The following is a 22,128-nucleotide window of genomic DNA, read 5'->3' as shown; positions in this document are numbered from 1 at the left end:
GGTCGCGCACAGGATGCGCTCCTGCAGGGCCTGCCCCCAACCGCAGGGGGATACTCAACTCCACCACGCGATGGTCCTGGACCAGCACCTCAGCGTTCGGCGGTCGCGTCCTTGCCGGCTTCGGGCTGCCAGCCGCCGCCGAGCGCGACGATGAGATCCACGCTGGCATCCAGGCGACGGCGCCGCAGGTCCAGGTCGCCCCGGACCGCATTGAGCGCGGCGTTCGCCGCATCCACCACGGCGGGGTAGTCGGCGACGCCTTCTCGGTACTGGTTCTGTATCACGCGGTCGGATTCGGTGGCTGCCTTCGCGGCATCGGCATGCAGCGGCGCGGCATCGGCCAGGGTGCGGGTCGCGATGAGGCCATCCTCCACCTCGCGGTAAGCGTCGAGCACCGTCTGCCGGTAGTTGGCCACGGCCTCGCTGTAGCCCGCGTCGGCGTTCTCCACCCCGGCCTCCAGGCGGCCGCCCGCGAACAGCGGCGCGTGGGCATCCACGGTGCCAGTCGGGCCACGGCGCACACCGAGACCCGCGACCAGGTCGATCGACGGCAGGGTGTCGGCCTTGGCCACGCCGATACGGGCGCTGGCGGCGGCCATGCGGCGCTCGCTGGCGACCACGTCCGGACGGCGCTCCAGGAGCGTCGCCGGCAGGCTGGCGGGGATGACCGGCACGTTCACGTCGAACGGCGCGGGCGCGATCGAGAACTCCGCCGGCGGTTTGCCGAGCATCACCGCGATCGCGTGTTCGAGCTGCGCGCGGGCGCTCTTCGTATCGGCCAGCTGCAGTTGCGCGCTGCTGGCGCGCATCAGGGCATCGGCCACGTTGGCGCTGGAAGCCTGTCCCTGCGCGTACTGGTTTTGGACCATCTGGTGCCAACGCGTGCCCACGTCCGCCGCGCGTTCCAGCAAGGCGATCGTCGCATCGTCCTCGCGCAGGGCGAAGTAGCTCTGCACCAGCCGCGCCTGCATCGATAGCGTGGCGGCGGCGAGATCCGCCTCGCTGGCCTGGGCGGAGGCCCGGTGCGCCTCGACGTCGCGTCGGATGCGGCCCCACAGATCGAGTTCCCAGCTGACGCCCAGGCCGAAGTCGTTTTCGTTGCGGCGGCCCGACTTGAGCGAACCGAGGCCGATCGACGGGTACGCGGCGCCCCCGGCCGCCTTGAGCAGCGCCTGGGCCTCGCGCACGCGCGCGGCCGAGGCGGCCAGCGACTGGTTGTTCACCTGGACTTGCGAGACGAGCTCGTCCAGGGCGGCATCGCCGTAGATGGACCACCACTTGCCCGCCGGCAACGCCGTGGCCTGCGCATCCGGCCCGGCGGTTTCCTTGTACGCCGCCGGCGTCGGCGCGGCCGGCCGGACATAGTCCGGCCCCACCTCGGCGCATGCGGCGAGGGCAACCGTGACGCCGGCCACCGCCAACGTGCGCAGCAGCGAATTCACGGGCAGCACGGTCATGCGAGCGGTCCCTCGCCATCGGTCGACCACCCCGCGTCGCGCCGGGTCCCGAAGCTCTGCAGCCATTGGCTTGTCCACCTGCTGAAACGATCAAGATAAAGGTACACAACCGGGGTCGTGTACAGCGTCAACACCTGGCTGAGGACCAGGCCACCGCCCATCGCGATGCCCAGCGGCTGGTGCATCTCGGCGCCATTGCCGCGCGATACCGCGAGCGGCACCGCGGCGACCATCACCGCCAGCGAGGTCATGAGGATGGGACGGAAGCGCAGCCGGCACGCCTCGCGGATCGCCTCCAGCGGCGTCATGCGCCCTTCGCGGGCGGCCGCAAGGGCGAAGTCCACCATCATGATCGCGTTCTTCATCACGATGCCGACGAGGGCGAAGATGCCCACCAGCGCGATCACGTCCAGGTCCGTTCGGAACAGCATCAGCGCGAACACCGCCCCCACGGCGGCGGAAGGCAGCGTGGACAGGATGGTCAGCGGATGCACGCAGCTCTCGTAGAGGATGCCCAGCACGATGAACAGGGTCAGGAAGGCCGCCAGGATCAAGGCCGGTTCGCTGTCGGCGACCTGGCGGGCCGCGCCAGCGGAACCCTGGAAGCTGCCCCGGACCGAGGTCGGCACGGCGAGCTGGCGCATCGCCCGCTCGATCAACTGGGACGCCTGCGCGAGCGAGACACCCGGCGCGCGATCGAACGAGATCGTGGCCGCCACCGATTGCCCATAGTGCGCGATGTCGAGTGGCGTATCGAACTGGCGCATATGGCCCAGCGCCGGCAACGGCACGCTGCCGCCACCGGCGGCAGGTACGGTGAGGCGGTCGAACGCCTGCGCGGATGGAGCCTGCTCCGCGGCCACGCCCATCACGACCGGGATCTGGCTGGCGGGCGTGAATACCGTCGTGACGCGACGGTCGGCGAAGGCGTCGCGCAGGACGCCGTCGATGCGGGCGTAGGCTACGCCAAACTGGGCGGCCGTATCGCGATCGACATCCAGTGACGTGGCCGTACCGATATTGCCTGCATTGCCGTGCACGTTGCGCAGCTCGGGCAGCGCGAGCATCGCCTGCACCACGCGCGGCGTCCATTCGCGCAGTAGCGCCGGCGAATCGGCCTGCAGGGTGAATTCGTTGGACGAGCGGCTGCGTCGGCCGCCCACGCGAATGTTCTGCACCGACGTCACGGTGAATACGCCGCCGGGCTGGGTCGCCAACTGTGCATTCAGCCGGGCGGCCACGTCGTCGGCCGTCGCCGTCCGCTCGGAAAACGGCTTGAGGGTCACGAACAGGGAGCCGTCGTTCTGTTCCAGGTATCCGGCGACCGAGGCCACGGCGGGATCGGCGCGCACCGTGTCGATGAACTCGGCCAGGCGAGCCTTGGCCAGCGGAAAGGCGGTGCTTCCGCCGGCATCGAAATCGCCGGTCAGCTCGCCCGTGTCCTGGCGCGGGAAGAAGCCCTTGGGGACCACGATGTACAGGACCACGCTGAGGCACAGCACGCCCAGCAGCGACAGCATCGTCAGTGGCGCATGGCGGAGCGCCCAGATCAGGGTCTTGTCGTAGCCCCGCTGCAGGCGCGCCAGCCCGCGCTCGCTCCATTGGTAGACGCGGCCATGCATGCGGGTTGCCCGGGCCGGGCGCAGCCACTGGGCGCACCACATCGGCACGACGGTCAACGACACCATCAGGGAGATCACGATCACGGTCGCCAGCGTGACCGCGAACTCGCGCACGAACAGCCCGACGTAGCCGCCCATCAGCAGCAGCGGCAGGAAGACCGCGATGAGCACGGCGCTCATGGACACGACGGTGAGGCCCACCTCGCCTGCGCCCCCCCGTGCCGCCTCGCGCGGCGGCAGCCCGGCCTCGAGGTGCCGCGCGATGTTCTCCACGACCACCACGGCGTCATCGACGGCGAAGCCGACGGCGATGGTCAGCGCCATCAGCGAGAGGATATCCAGGCTGTAGCCCAGCGCCTTCATCACGATCATGGCGCCCAGCATCGCGATGGGCGCCACCGCGCTCGCGATGAGCGCGGCCCGCCAGTCGCGCAGGAACAGCAGCATCACCACGACCACCAGCACCACTGCGAGGATGAGCGTGTGTTCGGCCGCGCGCAGCGAGGCGCGTACCGTGGTGGCCCGGTCGACGATGACGCTCACGCGCATGTCGCCGGGCAGCGAGGCGCGGAGCACCGGCAGGCGCTGCATGACCCCATCGATGACCGCGATGGTGTTGGAACCCGGCTTGTGCCGCACCAGCGCGAGCACCGCGGGCTCGCCGTTGGCCAGCGCGGTGGTATGCGGATCGCGCATGCCCGCGGTCACGCGCCCCACCTCGCCCAGCCGCACCACCGCGCCGTCGCGATGGGCCACGACCAGCGACTGGAACGCCTGGACCGAATCCAGCTGGCCGTTGATCGCGACCTGCAAGGCACGGTCGCCCACCTCCACCACGCCCGTCGGCTGGTTGGAGACGGCGGCGGCCAGCGCATGGCGCACGTCCTCCAAGCCGATGCCGCGCTGGCTCAGGGCCTGCGGATCCAGCGCGACGCGGAACGCCGGCACGGAACCGCCGACGAGTTCGACATCTCCCACGCCATCGACCTGCGCCAGCGTCTGGCTGAAGGTGGTGGAGGCGACCTCGTACATCTGCCCCGGTGTCGCGTGCCGCGAGGTCAGCGCCAGCACCAGCACGGGGGCGTCGGCCGAACTGACTTCGCGATAGCTCGGACTGCCGGCGAGGTCGGACGGCAGGTCGCTGCGCGCGGCATTGATGGCGCCCTGGACGTCGCGGGCCGCACCGGCGGTATTGCGCGAGAGATCGAAGGTGAGCCGGATATCGGTCTGCCCGGCGGTGTTCACCGAGGTCATCTCGGTGAGGCCGGCGATGCGTCCGAGCGACCGCTCTAGCGGCGTCGCCACCGCCGACACCATGGTTTCCGGACTCGCGCCTGGGAGCGCGGCCGAGACCTTGATGGTCGGCACGTTCACCTCGGGCATGGAGGCGATGGGCAGCAGGCGCCACGTAAAGGCCCCGGCGATCACCAGACCAAGGCACAGCAGCGTCGTCGCCACCGGTCGATCGATGAACAGCCGGGACAGGTTCATGCCCGGCGTCCCATGCGCAGCACGCGCTCGAAGGCAAGGTAGATGACTGGGGTGGTGAACAGGGTCAGCAGTTGGCTCACCAGCAGGCCCCAGAAGATGCCCACACCCAGCGGATGGCGCAGCTCCGCGCCCATGCCGCCGCCGAGCATCAGCGGCAGCGCGCCCAGCATGGCGGCCAGGGTCGTCATGATGATCGGGCGGAACCGCAGCAGGCTGGCCTGCACGATCGCATCGCGCGGCGCGAGCCCCTGCCGGCGCTGCGCATCGATCGCGAAGTCGATCAGCATGATCGCGTTCTTCTGCACGATGCCGATCAACAGGATGATGCCGATCAGCGAGATCACGTCGAGCTCGAAACCGCCCACCAGCAACGCGAGCAAGGCGCCGATGCCCGCCGACGGCAGCGTGGAAAGTATCGTCAAAGGATGGATGAAGCTCTCGTAGAGCACACCCAGCACGATGTACACCGTGATAAGCGTCGCGAGGATCAGCCACGGCTGGCCTTCGCGCGAGACCTGGAACGCCGCCGCGGCACCCTCCCAGCGCAGTTGCGTGCTCGCCGGCAGGTTGAGTTCCTTGCGCACCTTCTCCACCGTGGCCATCGCACCATCCAGCGCCGTGCCCGGGGCGAGATTGAACGACACCGTGGCGGCCGGCAGCTGATCCAGGCGGGTAACGACCAGCGGCGCGGTACGTTCGCTCACGTGGGCGATCGACGAAAGCGGGACCAGTGGACTCGAAGCATCGGCCGAGCCGGCCGCGCCCTTCCCCGCGTCGTCCTGGCCGGCGAGATAGATGCCGCGGATCGCCCCGGCGGTGTCCTCGGCATTCGGAAGCGCTCCGAGGATGACCCGTCGCGGATTGGCCAGGGAGAGCAAGGTGCTCACCTGGCGCTGGCCGAACGCATCGTACAGCGCGTCGCCCACCGCCACCGAGGTAATGCCATACCGGCTCGCCAGGTCATGGTCGACCTGGACATAAGCCTCCAGGCCGAGATCGTCCTGGTCGCTGGTCACGCCGGCAAGGCCGCGCACGCCGCGCAAGGGCTCGACGATGCGCGGCACCGCCTGGGCAAGCTGCGCGGCATCGGCATTCTCGAGCGAAAACTGGTATTGGCCGCGGCTCATGCGGTCGTCGATAGTGAGATCCGGCACCGGCTGCATATGCAGCGTGATGCCATCCACCTTGCTTGCCGCGTCGGCGATGCGAGCCATCACCGTGGGCACGCGGTCACGCTGGGCGAGCGGCTTCAGGTGGATGAGCACCTGCCCGGTGTTGAGCGCCGCGGCGCCGCCTTCCCCACCGATGAAGGAGGCGACGCCGGCGACCGCGGGATCGCGCAGGATCGCCTGCGTCAGTGCCTGCTGGTGGCGGCTCATCGCCGCAAAGGACACAGTGGGCGAAGCCTCGGTGATGCCCTGGATATCGCCGGAATCCTGCACCGGGAACAGTCCGCGCGGCATCGCCACGTAGAGGCCGATCGCCAGCACCGCCATCGCGGCCACGGCGACAAGCACGCCGGCCTGCCGCGCCAGCACCCACTCCAGTCCGCGCGCATAGCGCGCGAGCACGTCATCGAGCCAGGCCTTGCCATCGCGCGCGATACGTCCCTGCTTCGCTCCCGGCACGCGGCGCAGCATGCGTGCGCACATCATCGGCGTCAGCGTGAGCGACACCACGCACGAGATCAGGATCGCCACCGCCAGCGTCACCGCGAACTCGCGGAACAGGCGCCCGACCAGGCCCCCCATGAACAGCAGCGGGATGAGCACGGCGACCAGCGATACGGTCAGCGACACCACCGTAAAGGCGATCTGGCGCGCACCCTTCAGCGCCGCGTCCAGCGGCGTTTCGCCCGCCTCGATATGGCGCGAGATGTTCTCGATCATCACGATCGCATCGTCGACCATGAACCCGGTCGCCACGATCAGCGCCATCAGGGTCAGGTTGTTGATCGAGAAACCGGCCAGGTACATCACCGCGAACGTGCCGACCAGCGACAGCGGGACCACCACGCCCGGGATCACCGTGGCCGTGCCGCTGCCGAGGAACAGGTAGATCACCAGCACGACCAGCGCGATGGCGAACAGCAGCTCGACCTGCACGTCGCGCACGGCGGCGCGCACCGTTTCGGTACGGTCGGTGATGGTGGCGACGTCGACGGCGGCGGGAAGCGTCGCATGCAGCTGTGGCAGCACCGCGCGGATGCGGTCGACCACGTCGACCACGTTGGCGCCGGGCTGGCGGCGAATGCGCAGGACGATGGCCGGCGCCTCGTCCGACCACGCCGCCTGGCGCGTGTTCTCGACGCCATCCTTGACATGGGCAACGTCGCCCAGCCGCGTCACCGCGCCGTCGCGATGGCTGACGACCAGGTCGCGCAACCCTTCCACGTTGTCGGCCGGGTGATTGAGCGCAATGTTGGAAATTCGCTCCGGCCCCTCGATCGCCCCCTTCGCCTGGTTCGAGTTCGCGTCGCGAATCGCCGTGCGCAGGTCATCCAGGGTCAGGCCCAGCGAGTGGAGCCGGGAAGGATCGGCCTGCACGACGATCGCCGGCTGCTGGCCGCCATCGATGCTCACCAGACCCACGCCCGCTACCTGCGAGAGCTTGGGCACGAGGCGCGTATCGGCCAGTTCGCGAAGCGTGCGCAGCGGCAAGGTGCGCGAGGTCAGCGCCAGCGTCATCACCGGTGCATCCGCGGGATTCACCTTGCGGTAAATCGGCGGCTGGGACATGTCCGGCGGCAGCGAAGGCGCCACGGCGTTGATCGCCGCCTGCACTTCCTGCTCGGCCACGTCGAGCGGCAGCGAGAGGTTGAAGCGCAGGGTGATCGTCGACGTGCCGACGGCACTCGTCGAGGCCATCTGGCTCAGGCCCGGCATCTGTCCGAGCTGGCGTTCCAGTGGCGCGGTGATCGACGAGGCGACCACCTGCGGTCCCGCCCCGGGATAGGCGGTGACCACTTCGATGGTCGGGAAATCCACCTCGGGCAGCGCGGAGACCGACAGGAAGCGATAGCCGAACAAGCCCACCAGGAGCACCGCCAGGGCCAGCAGCGACGTCGCCACCGGCCTCAGGATAAAGAGGCGGGAAGGACTCACGGTCGAACGGACGATGCGGAGGTAGCGACGGCCTCGCCTGGGCATGCCGTTGCGGCTGCTGGCGTCGCGGCCGGTGCCGCCGGTGCCGCCGTCGCGTTGACCGTGGTGCCCGCACGCAGCCGGTCGGCACCCTGCACGACCACCCGCGCGCCCGGGGCCAGCCCCGCGCGGATGACCGTGGCATCCGCGTTACCGGGCCCCAGCTCGACCGGCACGGCGGCCGCGACCTTGTCATCGCCGACCACGTAGACGAACGCGCCCTGGGCGCCCTGCTGGACGGCGGCCGTGGGCACCAGCGTGGCAGCCGGCAAGACTTCCACGGGAAGCTTCGCGGTCACGAACTGGTTGGGCAGCAGCTCGCCATTGGCGTTCGCGAACTGCGCCTCGAGCTTGACCGTTCCCGTGGCCGGATCGACTTCGTTGTTGGCGGCCAGCAGCCGGCCGGTGGCCAGCGGACGATCGGGATCGTCGCCGTAGACGGTGACCGGAATGCAGGTGCCGCCGCGCAACCGTTCCAGCACGTGGGGCGCATCCTGCACGGACACCGCGAACACCACCTTGCTCGGCTGGGACTGGGTCACCGTCACGATGCCGCGTGCATCGGAGGGGCCGACGAGGTTGCCCGGATCGACCCGGCGCAAACCGACCGTGCCGCTGACCGGCGCGGTGATGCGCGTATTCGACAGCTGCAGGTTCGCGGTGTCGATGCGGCCCTGCTCGGATTTCACCTCGCCGGCATACTGGGCGACCAGCGCCTGCTGGTCGGCCACCCGCTGGCGGGAGATCGAATCCTGGGACAGCAGGGCCTGGTAATGCTTCAACGTCTCCTGCGCATTGGCGAGCTGCGCCTGGCTACGCGCCAGGTCGCCGGTGGCGAGCTGCAGTTGGGCCTGGAACGGGCGTGGGTCCACTTCGGCCAGCAGGTCGCCCTGCTTGACCTGCTGGCCGCCGGTGAAGGCGACGCGGACCAGCTCACCGTCCACGCGGCTGCGGACCACCACGCTGTTGGCGGGGGTCACCGTGCCCGGCTGCGACCGGGAGACCGCGAAACTGCCCTGCCGGGCGACGGCGGTGACGACGGCCACGGGCTGGCCTTCCGCCGGGCCGTTCGCCCCCGATCGGTGGCCGGCCCACCAGAACGCGGCCACCAGCAGGATGACGGCCAGCGCCACGACACCAGTCCGGGATGATGGCTTGCTCATGAGAGATGCTTCTCGTAGACGCGATAACGCTTGTAGTCCCGGCCACCGATGGTCTCGGCGATGTTCCGCATGCCCTCGTTGTCCTCGAGGATCCACGACATCTCGACCTGCTCGACGCCACGTGCCGTCAGGTGATGTCGCACGGCATCGATGACGAGGAATGCCAGGCCGGGGCCGAGCGGCGTGTTGTGGAAGCTGCGGCGCACGCCCATCAGCGGCACGCGCGCCGATTTCGGGAAGCGCTTCTTCAGGCCCCACAGCAGCTTGATCCAGTTGAAGGGGAACAGCTTGCCGTTGAAATCCTTGATGACTTCGTTGACGTTGGGCAGCGCCGCGACGAAGGCGGCGGGCTTGCCATCGACCTCGGCGATCTGGATCAGCTCCGGCGCGATGAGCAGCTTCAGGCTATGCCCCAGGTCCTTGAACTCCGCCTCGGTGAACGGCACGAAGCCCCAGTTGTCGGCCCATGCATCGTTGAAGATCTCGCGCAGCACGGCCAGGTCTTCGTCGAAACGGGCATTGTCGAGGGGACGCACGCGGACCGTCTGCTTGGAGCTGCGCAGCAGGCGGCTCATGACCTTCGGCGCCGGGAAATCGGGTGGGACCATGTAGGCCAGCACGTCCTTGGCCTTCGCATAGCCCGCGCTTTCGATGTGCTCGCCGTAGTACGGCCTGGCGTGGCCCATCATGAACACCGGCGGCGTATCGAAGCCATCGACCAGCAGGCCCACCTCGTCGTTGATCGAGAGGTTGAGCGGCCCGCGCACGCGCTTGATCCCTTCGCTGCGCAGCCACTGCTCGGCGGCGTCGATCAGCGCGGCGAAGGTTTCCGGGTTGTCCTCGGCGTCCAGCATGCCGAAGAAGCCGGTCGCATCCTCGTAGCGTTCCAGGTACAGGTAGTCGATCTGCGCACTGATGCGGCCGACCGGCTGGTCGCCGCGATAGGCCACCCAGCCTTTCCACCGCGCGTGCTGGAACCACGGATTGGTCTTGGCCCCGAGGTGCAGGCGGCGTTCCAGCAGCAGCGGCGAAATCCAGTTCGGATCCGATCCCAGGATGGCGTTGGGTACCTTGAGGAATTTCCCTAGTTCCGCCTTGCTTTCAAGCGGAACGATGCGCAGCGGAGCGGGTGTATTCAATCTCTGAAGTCCGGTAATCGAGCGAAACGACGTCGACGCCGGACGATGCCGCCGAGGCGCTATCCGTCGCTTCGGCGGTATCGTGGGGCGGGACGGCCACGAGGAATTTGAAAGATAAGTGTAATGATGGCGGGGGCGAATTGGTATACCCATGGGTATAGGAAGTCGCGACAGGCCCCTCAGCCGCCCTTGCGACCCGAACAGGGGACTGCCTGCGAGGCTAATTCCCCTCTGTTAGGAGCGCACCCTGTGCGCGACCTCCTTCCGCCTCATGGCTCGTCGTCCCGGCGCACCCTGCAAAAAGGGGCAAGGGCCAGGATGACGAACGATGCAGACCGAGGCAAAAGGCGGTCGCGCACAGGGTGCGCTCCTACAGAGGAGACCGATGAGCGTCAGCGGAGAGGGGCCGAGCGACGATTTTGAACAGGCTCTTAGAGCATGTTCGACATCGCGATCTCACCCGCGGTTGCAGGGGATTACACAAGATTTCGAACAGGCGCTTACAGCGGGCTCGCCGGGATAAGGCCGGGACCATCCCGCACGCGGCGAAACGCCGCCCGCCGCGTGATACGGGGCCTCCCCTCGCTCAGCCTTCCACGCGCAAGGCGAGCAGGCCACCGGCCAGCGAATGCACGCCATCCAATCCTTCCGCGCGCAGCAGCCGTGCGGCATGGGCGCTGCGTCGCCCGCTTGCGCAGACCAGCAACTGGCGGCCCTGCGCCAGTTCGGCGGCATGCGCGAGGATCTGCGTGGCGGGAATCTGCCGCGACGCCGTGATGCCCAATGGCTCGGCGGCAATTTCCCCGGCTTCGCGCAGGTCGACCAGCTGGAAGCCTGCCTCGATGGCGTCTTCCAGGCTGTCGAAGACGAGGTCGATATCGGCTTCCTCCTGCGCGCGCCCCAGTGCCTGCTGCGCCATGGCGCGGCAACCGCCCTGCAAGGCGCAGCCCTGCTTCGCATCGATGGGCAGGCGGGTGATGGCCAGGTCGAGCAGGTTGACCAGCGACAGGGCCGGATCGCGCGGGCGCGGCAGGTCGAGCAGGATCTTCAGTGCCTCCATCGCCTGCATGGCACCCAGCACGCCGGGCACCGGGCCCAGCACGCCGGACAGTACGCAACTGCCCACCGCTTCCGGTGCCGGTTCATGAGGCCATAGGCAACGCAGGCAAGGCGCGCCGGGTTCGATCACCTGCAGCTGCCCTTCGTACTGGTACACGCTGGCCAGCACCAGCGGCGTGCCGCTGAGCACCGCCGCATCGCTGCTCAGGTAGCGGCTACGCATGTCGTCGGTGCACTCGATCACCAGGTCGAACTGGCCGAACACCTCCACCGCGTTGCCCGCGTGCAGGGGGTCCAGCCAGGTGCGCACCTGCACCGAGGGGTTGAGCGCGGCGACGCGGTGCGCGGCCAGCATGGCCTTGGGCTCGCCGACGTCGCGCGCGTCGTACAAGGTCTGCCGGTGGAGGTTGCTGGCGTCCAGGCGATCGCCATCGACGATGCCCAGCGTGCCCACGCCCGCGCCAGCCAGGTAGCTGATGACCGGGCAACCAAGGCCGCCGGCGCCGATCACCAGCACGCGCGAAGCGGCCAGCCTGGCCTGCCCCGCCTCGCCCACCTCGCGCAGGCGTACCTGCCGCGAATAGTCGGGCACGAAGGGCGCGGCCATGTGCGGTGCGTGATGGTGGTGATGCAGCTCGTGCTCGTGCTCGCGATAGACATGAGTACAGGCCACCCAGTCGGACTCGCCGGTGACGTAGTGTTCCTTCTTCCAGATCGGCAGCCGGTGCTTGATCTCGTCGATGATGTAGCGGCAGGCACGGAAGGCTTCGTCGCGGTGCGCGGCGGATACGCCCACCCATACGGCCAGCCCGCCCACATCCAGGTCGCCGGTGCGGTGCACGCAACGCGCATCGGTGACGCCGTAGCGCGCGAGCGCCTCCTGCAGAATGCGCTCGCCTTCGGCCTCGGCCAGCTCGGCGTAGGCCTCGTAGGACAGGCCATCGACCTCGCGTCCCTCGTTGCTGTCGCGTACCCAGCCCTCGAAGGAACAGAAGCCGCCGCTGCCGGGATGCCGCATGGCATCGCGCAGCGACGCGGTATCCAGTTCGGCGCCGGACAGTCGGAAGCGCATCAGCCGCCCGCCACCGGAGGAATGAACACGATGGTGTCGCCGTCGCGCAGCGGATGGTCCCAGCCGCAGAACTGGGCGTTGACCGCCACCTTGAGCGCTTCGGCGGCCAGCGTGAAATCGTGGCGCGCGCACAGTTCTTCATAGAGCTGGCGCACGTTGGCGGCGCTGGTGGCAAGCTGCTCGCCGCTCCGCCCGGCCTGCTCGCGCAGCTGCGCGTAATACTGGAGATGGACCACGGTCATGCCATCGACTCCATCCGTTGCTGCATCTCGGTACGTTCCTCGGGGGTGTTCACGTTGTCCAGCGCATCGCCCGGCGCGGGCAGCAGCACGGTGCGCGACTGGATCAGCGCCTTGCGTGGGCAGTAGCTGCCGGCCTGGTAGCGTTGCAGCAGCAGCGCGTGGCTGGACGGCTCCCAGATCGCGCACAGCGGTTCGGGCAGGCCGTCGTGCCGGCTGGTAAAGGCGGTGGCGTCGGCGCCGACATCGCGCGCATCGACCAGTTGGCGCAGGGTATCGGCGCCGAGCAGCGGCAGGTCGCAGGCCAGCACCAGCCAGGCCGCCTCGGGGAAGCGGTCCTGCGCGGACAGGATGCCGGCCACGGGACCGACCGCCTCGTAGCTGTCCACGATCTGCGGCAGCGCGGCGCGCAGCGGATCGGCGCGCTGGTTGTCGCGCACCGAGACGAAGGCCTGCTCGGTCGCCACCTGCAGCAGCCGCCAGGCACGCAGCAGCTGCGGTTCTCCACGGTAGGCCAGCGCGGCCTTGTCCTGGCGCATGCGCTGACTGGCGCCGCCGCTGAGCAGCAGGCCGTACAGCGGTGGATGCCTGGCGCTCATGCCGTCTCCTGCCATCCGAAGTCGTGCTTGCCGCCGGTCTTGCCCAGCAGGCGGATCTCGCCGATCACGATGTCGTGCGACATCGCCTTGCACATGTCGTAGATGGTCAGCGCCGCGATGGAGGCGCCGGTCAGCGCTTCCATCTCCACCCCCGTGCTGCCGCGGCAGGCCACCGTGCAGTCGATCAGCGCCTCGTCGCCTTCCATGCGGATGGCGACGTCGCAGCGGTCGATGGCCAGCGGATGGCACAGCGGTATCAGTTGCGGCGTCGCCTTGGCGCCCATGACGCCGGCGATCTGCGCCACGGTGAGCACGGCGCCCTTGGGCGTGACGTAGCCGGCCGCGCGCAGCGCCTGTGCCACCTCGGCCGGAAAGGCCACGCGTGCGCGTGCCTGCGCGACGCGGCGCGTGGCCGGCTTGGCGCCCACGTCCACCATGCGCGGCTGCTGCGCGTCGTCGACATGGGAGAGGGTGGCGGGTGAGGAAGTCACGGAGGATCCCGGCATGGTCGTTCGCATGGTCCCGATTATCGGCTCGTCGCGGGGCGCTGGCATTAAGAAACCGTCTAGGCGGCGCGTGCCGCTAGCCGCCGATATAGTGCATCTCGATCTTGTGCTTGCGCCGGCCGTGGCGTTCCGCCCTTTCCTCGCTGTAGCGGTCGGCGCGGCGCAGCCACACCTCGCGCAGGCGCCCGGTGAGCTGCTCGTCGCTGGCGCCGCCGCGCAGCAGCTCGCGCAGGTCGGTGCCGCGCGTGGCGAACAGGCAGGTGTAGAGCATGCCCTCGGACGACAGCCGCGCGCGCGTGCAGCCGCCGCAGAACGGCTGGCTGATGGAAGAGATCATGCCGATCTCCCCGGCGCCATCCTGGTAGCGGTAGCGCGTGGCCACCTCGCCGGGATACTTTGGCGGCACCGCCCGCAACGGCCAGCGCGCATGGATCCGCTCCACCAGTTCCTGCGAGGGCACCACGGCGTCCGGACGCCAGTCGTTGTGGTTGCCCACGTCCATGTACTCGATGAAGCGCACCACGATGCCGGTGCCGCGGAAGCGCTCCACCAGCATCGGCACGGTGTGTTCGTTCACGCCGCGCTGCACCACCGTGTTGAGCTTGAGCCCGTGCGGGAAGCCGGCCGCCTGCGCGGCCTCGATGCCGGCCAGCACGTCGTCCAGCGCGCCGCGACCACCGCTCATGCGGTGGAACAGCGCGGGATCCAGCGTATCGAGGCTGACGGTGACGCGGTCCAGTCCCGCCTCGCGCAATTCGGCGGCGTGCCGCGCCAGCAGCACGCCGTTGGTGGTCATGGCCAGGTCGGTGATGCCCTCCAGCCGCTTGAGCCGGGCCACCAGTTCGGCCAGTTGCGGGCGCAGCAGCGGCTCGCCGCCGGTCAGGCGCAGCTTGCTCACGCCCAGGCCCGCCGCCAGCCGGCACAGCCGCTCGATCTCGTCGAAGCTCAGGCGCTGGTCGTTGCGCAGGAAGGTGTAGTGCTCGCCATAGGTCGATTCCGGCATGCAATACGCGCAGCGGAAGTTGCAGCGATCCATCACCGAGATGCGCAGGTCGTGCAATGGCCGGCCGTGCCGGTCGAGTGGCAGGGTCGTGGCGGCGGCATCGTCGGCGGGAATGGCGTTCATGTCACCACCGGTAGAGCGGCAGTACCGTGCCGACGGATACGGGCCGGTCGCCGGACGGAACCTGCACCACGCCATGCGTGCGCGGCAGGGAGGAGAAATCGCCCGACGTGCGCGCAGGCACCGGATGTGCCAGCAGCCGTCCCTGCCCGTCCGTGCGCACGTGGACCGGCACGAAACAGGCCAGCGAGGCATTCGCCTCCACCTCGGCGTCCAGGCAGACCTGTTCCGGCGGCGCGGCGGCCAGGCCCATCGCCGCCAGCAGCGCCGGCCTGGCGTAGCGCACGGCACAGACCAGCGCCGACACCGGATTGCCCGGCAGCGCGAACACCGCCTGCCCCCGCGGCCCGATGCCGAACCACATCGGCTTGCCGGGCCGTTGCGCGATGCGATGGAACACGCGGCGCACGCCCAGCGCATCCAGCGCCGCCGGCACGTAGTCGCGCTGCCCCATGGAAACGCCGCCGGAAAGGATCAATACGTCGTGCTCGGCCAGCAGGTGGGTCAGGGTATCGCGGGTGGCCGCCTCGTCGTCGACCACATGATCGAGCGTCACCCGGTCGAAGCCGTGCAGGCGCAGCGCGGTGGCCATGGCGATATCGTTGGAGCGGCGGATCTGTCCCTCGCCGATCGGCGCGGCCACCGACACCAGTTCGTCGCCGGTGGAGGCGATGGCGATCGACGGCACCCGCGCCACCTCGACGCTGGCCAGGCCATTGGCCGCCAGCAGCGCCATCTCCGGGGCGCCGATGCGCGTGCCCGGCTCCAGCAGCAAGGTGCCGGCCACGCAGTCGGAGCCTTGCCGGTGCACGAACTGCCCTTGCAGCGGCCGGTAGCCATCGAGCAGCCGGTAGCGCGCGCCTTCGCGCTGGAGCTGCTCCACCGGGATCACGCAATCGCAGCCGGCCGGCAGCATGGCGCCGGTGGTCACCTCGATGCAGGCATCGCCGGCCGCCAGCGTCTGCAGGCGCATGCCCGCCATCTGCGCGCCGGCGATCGCAAGATCCCGCGGCAGCGTTGCGCGCCAATGCACGGCGATGCCATCCATCATCACGCGGTCGAACGGCGGATGATCGTGCTCGGCATGCACCGCCTGCCGCAGGATGCGGCCCGCCGCGCGCTCCAGCGGCACCCGCTCGCTGCCGAAGGACGGCATGTGCCCGGCAATCAGGGCCTGGGCCTGGCTGACGCTGATCAATTCGGTCATCGGCATGACACCAACAAGGGCTGGCCTCCGACCGCCGTGGGGCGGTGCTGCGAGGGATTATGGTAACGGCTCGGGACGGGTACAACCGGAACGCCGATCCGTCCATTCATGCGCCGAGCGCCACGGCCTTGACCTGCGCCCACACTTCCACGCCCGGCGCCAGTCCGAGGGCATGCCATGAACGCCGCGTGATGCGCGCCAGCAGGCGGCTGCCGCCCGCATCGAGCTGCACCAGGCATTGCGAGGGATGGTCCGCCCCGGCCATCGCCACCACACGGCAACGGAGCTGGTTCAACGCGCTGCTGCCTTCCTGCGGCGCGAGGGCAAGCACGACGTCGCGCGCGCCGATGCGGCAGCGCAGCGCCTGGCCCACCACTTCCCGCCGTCGCGGCAGCCATAGCCGCCCGCCGGCAAAGGCCAGTTCGATGAGCTGGTCGCGCGCATCGCAGCCGACTACCTCGCCCTCGATCACGGCGCCCACCGCCTCGCCCAGGGCCGGCGGCAGGTCCAGCCGGGTCAGCGTGTCCTGCAGGCTACCCTGCGCGGCCACGCGGCCGCCCTCGATCAGCACGATATGGTCGGCCAGCCGGGCCACCTCGTCGATGTTGTGGCTGACATAGACCATCGGCACGTCCAGCGCGGCGCGCAGGCTTTCCAACTGGCCCAGCAGCCCGGCGCGGGCCGCGTCGTCCAGCGCCGAGAGCGGCTCGTCGAACAGCAGCAGCACCGGATCGGACAGCAGCGCACGCGCCATGGCGACGCGCTGCCGCTCGCCGCCGGACAACGTGGCGGCGCGGCGATGCAGCAAGGCGCCCAGGCCGAAGCGTTCGACCAGGCCGTCGCGGTCCAGCTGCGCGGGCCGCCCGGCCCGGCGGAACCCGTAGTCGAGATTGCCGGCGACCGAAAGATGGGCAAACAGGCTGGGCTCCTGGAACACATAGCCAATCCGGCGCCGGTGCGGCGGCACGAATACGCGGCGCGGCGTGTCCTGCCAGACCGTGTCGCCGAACGCTACCCGGCCCACGCCGTCGCGGTCGAGGCCGGCGATGGCGCGCAGGCAGCTGGTCTTGCCGGCCCCGGAAGGACCGAACAGCGCGGTGATGCCGTGCGCCGGCAAGGCCATGGCGATCTCCAGCGCCAGCGCGCCACGGCGCCACGACAGGCTGGCGTCGAGCCCGCGCCTCGCTTCAGCCACGCGCGTGCCTGCGGGGACGCAACAGCGACATGGCCAGCAGCGCGGCGAACGACGCTACCAGCAGGCACAGCGACAGCACCTGCGCCTGCGGGTATTCGCCGGCCTGCACATGGTCGTAGATGCGCATCGACAGCACGCGCGTCTGCCCGGGGATATTGCCGCCGATCATCAGCACCACGCCGAATTCGCCAACGGTGTGGGCAAAACCCAGCACGGTGGCCGTGGCCACGCCCGGCAGCGCCAGCGGCAGCGCCACCGAGCAGAAGCGGTCGAACGGCCCGGCGCCCAGGCACGAGGCGACTTCCAGCGGCCGCGGCCCGATCGATTCGAACGCATCGTGCAGCGGCTGCACCACGAACGGCAGCGAGTAGAGCATCGAGGCCACCACCAGGCCACGGAAGGTGAAGGGCAGCGTGGCCAAGCCCATCGCCTGCATCGCCTGCCCCACTGCTCCCTGCGGTCCGAGCAGCAGCAGCAGGTAGAAACCCAGCACGGTGGGCGGCAACACCAGCGGCAGCGCCACCACGGCGGCCACCACGCGGCGCCAGCGCGAAGGCGTATGCGCCAGCCACCAGGCCAGCGGCATGCCAAGCAGCAACAGCAGGGTGGTGACGGTGGCCGCCAGGCGCAAGGTCAGCCATAGCGCCTGCAGATCCTGGCCGGACAACAGGGCCATGGCGCCAGGCTCAGTGCCCGCCGTCGGCGGGCAGGCTGAAGCCGTAGCCGGCCAGGATGGCCCGCGCCGGCGCGCTCTGCACGTAGCGCGCGAAATCCTGGGCCAGCGCATTGCCGGCGCCGCGCTGGGTCAGTACGAAACTCTGTCGCAGCGGTTCGTACAAGTTCGCCGGCACCGGCGCATAGCTGCCCTTCACCGGCGACGCGATCGCCAATGACTCGGCGATCAGCCCGACCTGCGCATTGCCGCTCTGCGCGAACTGCGCCGTCTGCGCGATGTTCTCGCCGAACACCAGCCGCGGCTGCACGGCATCCCATACGCCCGCCGCGCGCAGGGCCTCCTCGGCGCGCTTGCCGTAGGGGGCATGCTGGGGATTGGCGATGGCGATGCGCCCGAAGCGCGCCTGCGCAAGGTCGGCCACCTGCACCTGGCGCATGTCGATGCTGGCGCTCCACAGCACCAGGTGCCCCATCGCATAAGGCACCGGCTGGCCGCCGGCCTTGCCGTGGTCCACCAGTTGCTGCGGGTAATTGCTGTCGGCGGAGAAGAACAGCTCGAACGGCGCGCCCTGCTCGATCTGGCTAAGCAAGGTGCCCGAGGCGCCGTAGACCACCTCGACCTTGCTGCCCGGATGCTGCTGCCGATAAGCATCCGCGACCTTATCCAGCGCCTGGTGCAGGTCCGCCGCCGCCGCCACCGTGATGTGGTCGTCCGCCGCGGTCGCCACTGTCCAGGGCGCCAGCAGCACGGCCAGCGCCACCACGCCACGCAACAGGAAACGTGTCATGCCACTCTCCTCGGGTCGTATCTGCCTAACGCAGGCAGCGCGAGCGTAGCCCAATCGGCGCGGGGGAACGAGATCAGGACGAGCGGCGCTGGCGCACGCTGTCGCGCACGTCCACGTCGAACAGCAGGGTAAGCGTCCCGTCCGGCTGCCCGGTGGGCAACGGGAAGCTCAAGCCATCGCGCGAGGGAAGCCTGGCGGCCAGCCCGCGCACGGCCGCGTCGGGCAGATCGATCCGCCAGTCGCCGGGCTGCCCGCCCATGCGCGCCGCGTCGCCGCCATGCAGCGCCAAGCGGCAGCCGATGTCCAGCCCCGGCGCCAGGTGCGTATGGGCGTCGATGGGCTCGCCGGCGAGCAGGCGGGCGAGCTCCTCCTCGCCGATGCGTACGCGAAGATGCTGTCCTTCGATCTGCAGTTTCATGCGAGGGCTCCTTCAGTGACCGGTGATCGAGGGCGCCACGCCCGGCTGCAGGCTGGCGAACTCCACCCGCGTGCCGGCGGGGCAATCGCCCGCCTCCTCGGGCAACACGACCCAGCCGTCCGCCTCGGCGAACGGCCGGATGCGGAACGGCTGCTGGTGGCTTTGCACGTGGGCGAGCAGGCGTCCGTCGCCATCCTGGCTCAGCGTGGCGCGCAGGAAATGGCGCAGTCCCGGCTTGGGCTGCTGCGCCGAGGCAAGCACGGCGCGCAGACGCCCTTCTTCGCCCTGCCCCTGCCAGGCGCGCAGCAGCGGCACGATGAAGAAGCGAAACCCCACCGCGACCGCCATCGGCGTGCCAGGCAAGGCGAACACCAGCGGGCCCTGGGGCAGGCGCGCCGCCAGCAAGGGCTTACCGGGACGGATGGCCACCTTGTGGAACAGCAGGTCCGCGCCCAGGCCATGCAGCGCCTCCGGCACGAGGTCGTAGCGCCCCATGGACACGGCGCCAGTGCTGACGATGAGGTCCGCACCCTCCTCGCAGGCGCGCCGCACGGTCCGGACATAGGCCTCCACCGTGTCGTCGACGGCGACGCATGAGAGCACCGTCGCGCCGAGGGCGGTGAAGGCGGCCTTGAGGTACGGCCCGTTGGAGTGATGGATCTGCCCGGCGGCCAACGGCCGGGCAGCGTCGTCCTGCAGTTCGTTGCCGGTGCCGATCAGGGCCACGGTCGGCCGGCGCGCCACCTCCACGCGCGCCACGCCGAGCGCGGCCAGCAACATGATGTGCGCCGGCCCGATGCGGGTACCCGCCGCCATGACATTGGCGCCCGCCGCCACGTCGCTGCCGGCGAGGCGCACGTTCGCCCCCTTCGCCACGTCCTCGGTCAACCGGATGCGCGCCGGCATGCCGCCCTCGCGCATCGCCAGCAGCTGCGTGCGTTCGACCGGCACCACCGTGTCCAATCCCTCGGGCAGTTGCGCGCCGGTCATGATCTCCCAGGCCATGCCGACGGAACCGCGCGCCGGGTCGCCCGCGGCCTGCGAGCCAAACACATCGTGTTCCGATCCCGCCGCCAGCGATCCAAAGGCGTTCAGCGCATAGCCGTCCATCGCCGCATGGTCGAACGAGGGCAGCGCCATCGGGCTCACCACGTCGCGTGCCAGGATGCGCCCCAGCGATGCCTGCGCCGCGCACGGCTCGGGGGGCAGGCGCTGGCCGGACGCGAGCAATCGTTCCATGGCCTGGGCGTAATCGATCATGAGACTCGTGGCATGCGGGACCCGCGAGGTAGCGTGGGCCACATGCTGCGTGCACAACACGCCCGTTGCAAGCCGCGCGCCGCCGCTTGCCTGGCGGCATGCTGCATTGCAGCAACCATTCGGATACGTGCGCCCCGTCCCGGCACTGTCATCGCAATGCAAGAAACATCCCTTCGACTTAAGTCGGGTGGCGCGGCAAGTTGTCGCGCCTTATTAGTTCGACCTGATGCCCGGTCCATCGGCCGGGCGACAACGCGGGGGAATGGCTCATGGTTAGCGTACCGGAGACAGATGTCCTTAAGGCGGCGAACGGAAGCGCGCCTGGTTTACTGGCCAGGGAACGCACGATCGCAGGCCCCCGCTTCAACCGCTGGCTGGTCCCGCCCGCGGCTTTGGCCATCCATTTGAGCATCGGCATGGCCTATGGCTTCTCGGTGTTCTGGCTGCCGATGAGCAAGCTTCTGGCGAACGCTGACGCCGCCTGCGCCAACCTGGGCTTCTGGGCACAGTTGTTCACCACCAGTTGCAACTGGTCGGTGGCTTCGGTGAACCACGTTTTCGAGACCTTCATCGCCGTGCTCGGCATCTCGGCGGCGATCTGGGGTGGCTGGCTGGAACATGCCGGCCCACGCAAGGCCGGCTTCTACGCCGCGCTGTGCTGGGGCGGCGGACTGATCGTCGGCGGCATCGGCGTGAAGCTGCACCAGCTGTGGCTGGTCTACCTGGGCTGCGGCATCCTCGGCGGCATCGGGCTGGGGCTGGGCTACATCGCCCCCGTGTCGTCGCTGATCAAGTGGTTTCCCGACCGGCGCGGCCTGGCCACCGGCTTCGCCATCATGGGCTTCGGCGGCGGCGCGATGATCGGCGCGCCGATCGCGGTGGCGCTGATCCAGAAATTCACCGCCGATGGCGTGCCCGGCGTGGCCGGCGCGCTGGCCTGCCTGGGCGTGATCTACCTGATCGCGATGGCGGCCGGCGCTTTCGGCTTCCGCGTGCCGCCCGCCGGCTGGAAGCCGCTGGGATGGACCGCGCCGGCGCAATCGTCCAACAAGCTCATCACCCACCGCCACGTGCATCTGGACAAGGCGTGGAAAACGCCGCAGTTCTGGCTGATCTGGCTGGTGCTGTGCCTGAACGTGACCGCCGGCATCGGCGTGATCTCGATGGCCAGCCCGATGCTGCAGGACGTGTTCGGCGGCAGGCTGCTGGGCCTGGACGCCAATGCCGCGCTCGATGCCGGCCAGAAGGCCGCCATCGCCGCCGCCGCCGCGGGCCTGGTCGGCCTGGTCAGCCTGTTCAACAGCCTGGGCCGCATCATCTGGGCCTCGGCCTCGGACTACCTGGGACGCAAACTCACCTACTTCCTGTTCTTCGCCCTGGGCATCGTGCTGTATTGCGCGCTGCCGACGCTCGGCCACGTGGGCCTGGCCGGGCTGTTCGTGGTGGCGGTGTGCATCATCCTGTCGATGTACGGCGGTGGCTTCTCCACGGTGCCGGCCTACCTGGCGGACATCTTCGGCACCCAGATGGTGGGCGCCATCCACGGCCGCCTGCTGACGGCCTGGTCGGTGGCCGGCGTGGTGGGCCCGTTCCTGATCGCGGCGGTGCGCGAGGCGCAGCTCAACGCCGGCGTGGCCAAGAACCTGGTCTACGACCGCACGCTGTATATCCTCGCCGCGCTGCTGCTGGTCGGCATGGTCTGCAACTTCCTGGTCAAGCCGGTGAAGGAAGACCACCACATGACCGATGAGGACCTGGCCCGCGAACGCGCGCTGCAGCACGAGTCCTCGACCACCTCGGCCACGGCCGAGGCCGCCGCGCGCGGTGCGTTCGGCGCGGTGGGCGCGGTGGCATGGCTGCTGGTGGGCATCCCGTTCCTGATCGGCCTGTGGATCGCCGTGCAGAAGGCGACGCCCCTGTTCCACTGAGCTAGGACTACAATCGGTACATCCCCCGGCCTACGCAGGCCCGG

17 protein-coding genes are annotated in these 22,128 nt (G+C 69.5%); 1 reads left to right on the top strand and 16 read right to left on the bottom strand.

Annotated features, from left to right (window positions below; genetic code table 11):
• Positions 1–89: 89 nt before the first annotated feature.
• The 16 genes from MJ605_RS04635 to MJ605_RS04560 form a co-directional block, all read right to left on the bottom strand.
• The gene (locus MJ605_RS04635; RefSeq protein WP_243039869.1) at positions 90–1,457 is read right to left on the bottom strand and encodes an efflux transporter outer membrane subunit; all 1,368 of its coding nucleotides are present in this window, start codon (positions 1,455–1,457) and stop codon (positions 90–92) included.
• Complete coding sequence (locus MJ605_RS04630) at positions 1,454–4,570, bottom strand: efflux RND transporter permease subunit (RefSeq protein WP_243039868.1); 3,117 nt, start codon at positions 4,568–4,570, stop codon at positions 1,454–1,456. The genes MJ605_RS04635 and MJ605_RS04630 overlap by 4 nt, the downstream gene beginning before the upstream one ends.
• Positions 4,567–7,674 carry an efflux RND transporter permease subunit gene (locus tag MJ605_RS04625; RefSeq protein WP_345779513.1) on the bottom strand — a complete coding sequence of 1,036 codons (3,108 nt, stop codon included), beginning with the start codon at positions 7,672–7,674 and terminating at the stop codon, positions 4,567–4,569. The genes MJ605_RS04630 and MJ605_RS04625 overlap by 4 nt, the downstream gene beginning before the upstream one ends.
• Positions 7,671–8,876 carry an efflux RND transporter periplasmic adaptor subunit gene (locus MJ605_RS04620; protein WP_243039866.1) on the bottom strand — a complete coding sequence of 402 codons (1,206 nt, stop codon included), beginning with the start codon at positions 8,874–8,876 and terminating at the stop codon, positions 7,671–7,673. The genes MJ605_RS04625 and MJ605_RS04620 overlap by 4 nt, the downstream gene beginning before the upstream one ends.
• Positions 8,873–10,015 carry a GNAT family N-acetyltransferase gene (locus tag MJ605_RS04615; RefSeq protein WP_243039865.1) on the bottom strand — a complete coding sequence of 381 codons (1,143 nt, stop codon included), beginning with the start codon at positions 10,013–10,015 and terminating at the stop codon, positions 8,873–8,875. The genes MJ605_RS04620 and MJ605_RS04615 overlap by 4 nt, the downstream gene beginning before the upstream one ends.
• Before the next feature lie 586 nt (positions 10,016–10,601).
• On the bottom strand, positions 10,602–12,146 hold the full coding sequence (locus MJ605_RS04610; protein ID WP_243039864.1) for a ThiF family adenylyltransferase: 1,545 nt from the start codon (positions 12,144–12,146) through the stop codon (positions 10,602–10,604).
• Positions 12,146–12,388, bottom strand: a complete 243-nt coding sequence (locus MJ605_RS04605; protein ID WP_243039863.1) for a MoaD/ThiS family protein — start codon at positions 12,386–12,388, stop codon at positions 12,146–12,148. Before MJ605_RS04605 ends, MJ605_RS04610 begins: the two co-directional genes overlap by 1 nt.
• Complete coding sequence (locus tag MJ605_RS04600) at positions 12,385–12,984, bottom strand: NTP transferase domain-containing protein (protein ID WP_243039862.1); 600 nt, start codon at positions 12,982–12,984, stop codon at positions 12,385–12,387. The genes MJ605_RS04605 and MJ605_RS04600 overlap by 4 nt, the downstream gene beginning before the upstream one ends.
• Entirely contained in the window at positions 12,981–13,490 is a 510-nt protein-coding gene (gene moaC, locus MJ605_RS04595; protein ID WP_243039861.1) for a cyclic pyranopterin monophosphate synthase MoaC, read from the bottom strand. The genes MJ605_RS04600 and moaC overlap by 4 nt, the downstream gene beginning before the upstream one ends.
• Before the next feature lie 76 nt (positions 13,491–13,566).
• Positions 13,567–14,616 carry a GTP 3',8-cyclase MoaA gene (moaA, locus tag MJ605_RS04590; protein WP_243039860.1) on the bottom strand — a complete coding sequence of 350 codons (1,050 nt, stop codon included), beginning with the start codon at positions 14,614–14,616 and terminating at the stop codon, positions 13,567–13,569.
• Position 14,617: 1 nt separating this feature from the next.
• A complete protein-coding gene (locus MJ605_RS04585) occupies positions 14,618–15,820 on the bottom strand; it encodes a molybdopterin molybdotransferase MoeA (protein ID WP_243039859.1) in 1,203 nt (400 codons plus the stop codon).
• Between the two features lie 106 nt (positions 15,821–15,926).
• The gene (gene modC / locus MJ605_RS04580; protein ID WP_243039858.1) at positions 15,927–17,015 is read right to left on the bottom strand and encodes a molybdenum ABC transporter ATP-binding protein; all 1,089 of its coding nucleotides are present in this window, start codon (positions 17,013–17,015) and stop codon (positions 15,927–15,929) included.
• Positions 17,008–17,691 carry a molybdate ABC transporter permease subunit gene (modB, locus tag MJ605_RS04575; RefSeq protein WP_243039857.1) on the bottom strand — a complete coding sequence of 228 codons (684 nt, stop codon included), beginning with the start codon at positions 17,689–17,691 and terminating at the stop codon, positions 17,008–17,010. The genes modC and modB overlap by 8 nt, the downstream gene beginning before the upstream one ends.
• A gap of 10 nt (positions 17,692–17,701) precedes the next feature.
• Positions 17,702–18,478 (bottom strand): molybdate ABC transporter substrate-binding protein, encoded by a 777-nt coding sequence (gene modA / locus MJ605_RS04570; protein WP_243039856.1) that lies wholly within the window; start codon positions 18,476–18,478, stop codon positions 17,702–17,704.
• A gap of 73 nt (positions 18,479–18,551) precedes the next feature.
• Positions 18,552–18,896 (bottom strand): hypothetical protein, encoded by a 345-nt coding sequence (locus MJ605_RS04565; protein WP_243039855.1) that lies wholly within the window; start codon positions 18,894–18,896, stop codon positions 18,552–18,554.
• A 12-nt stretch (positions 18,897–18,908) separates the two neighbouring features.
• Complete coding sequence (locus MJ605_RS04560; RefSeq protein WP_243039854.1) at positions 18,909–20,156, bottom strand: molybdopterin molybdotransferase MoeA; 1,248 nt, start codon at positions 20,154–20,156, stop codon at positions 18,909–18,911.
• 269 nt (positions 20,157–20,425) lie between these two features.
• Here MJ605_RS04560 and MJ605_RS04555 point away from each other — a divergent pair, with 269 nt between their 5' ends.
• A complete protein-coding gene (locus tag MJ605_RS04555; RefSeq protein WP_243039853.1) occupies positions 20,426–22,084 on the top strand; it encodes an L-lactate MFS transporter in 1,659 nt (552 codons plus the stop codon).
• The last annotated feature ends 44 nt before the right edge of the window (positions 22,085–22,128 follow it).

It is taken from the genome of Dyella sedimenti (assembly GCF_022760995.1).
Taxonomy (GTDB): Bacteria; Pseudomonadota; Gammaproteobacteria; order Xanthomonadales; family Rhodanobacteraceae; genus Dyella; species Dyella sedimenti.
This window is presented reverse-complemented; position numbering and strand designations above follow the sequence as displayed.

Excerpts from the sequence above, each read along its gene's own strand:
- MJ605_RS04560 (WP_243039854.1), bottom strand. The coding sequence starts at position 20,156 with ATGATCGATTACGCCCAGGCCATGGAACGATTGCTCGCGTCCGGCCAG.
- modB (WP_243039857.1), bottom strand. The coding sequence starts at position 17,691 with ATGGCCCTGTTGTCCGGCCAGGATCTGCAGGCGCTATGGCTGACCTTG.
- MJ605_RS04555 (WP_243039853.1), top strand. The coding sequence starts at position 20,426 with ATGGTTAGCGTACCGGAGACAGATGTCCTTAAGGCGGCGAACGGAAGC.
- MJ605_RS04605 (WP_243039863.1), bottom strand. The coding sequence starts at position 12,388 with ATGACCGTGGTCCATCTCCAGTATTACGCGCAGCTGCGCGAGCAGGCC.
- MJ605_RS04630 (WP_243039868.1), bottom strand. The coding sequence starts at position 4,570 with ATGAACCTGTCCCGGCTGTTCATCGATCGACCGGTGGCGACGACGCTG.
- MJ605_RS04610 (WP_243039864.1), bottom strand. The coding sequence starts at position 12,146 with ATGCGCTTCCGACTGTCCGGCGCCGAACTGGATACCGCGTCGCTGCGC.
- MJ605_RS04600 (WP_243039862.1), bottom strand. The coding sequence starts at position 12,984 with ATGAGCGCCAGGCATCCACCGCTGTACGGCCTGCTGCTCAGCGGCGGC.
- MJ605_RS04635 (WP_243039869.1), bottom strand. The coding sequence starts at position 1,457 with ATGACCGTGCTGCCCGTGAATTCGCTGCTGCGCACGTTGGCGGTGGCC.
- moaA (WP_243039860.1), bottom strand. The coding sequence starts at position 14,616 with ATGAACGCCATTCCCGCCGACGATGCCGCCGCCACGACCCTGCCACTC.
- MJ605_RS04585 (WP_243039859.1), bottom strand. The coding sequence starts at position 15,820 with ATGACCGAATTGATCAGCGTCAGCCAGGCCCAGGCCCTGATTGCCGGG.
- MJ605_RS04565 (WP_243039855.1), bottom strand. The coding sequence starts at position 18,896 with ATGAAACTGCAGATCGAAGGACAGCATCTTCGCGTACGCATCGGCGAG.
- MJ605_RS04620 (WP_243039866.1), bottom strand. The coding sequence starts at position 8,876 with ATGAGCAAGCCATCATCCCGGACTGGTGTCGTGGCGCTGGCCGTCATC.
- modA (WP_243039856.1), bottom strand. The coding sequence starts at position 18,478 with ATGACACGTTTCCTGTTGCGTGGCGTGGTGGCGCTGGCCGTGCTGCTG.
- moaC (WP_243039861.1), bottom strand. The coding sequence starts at position 13,490 with ATGCCGGGATCCTCCGTGACTTCCTCACCCGCCACCCTCTCCCATGTC.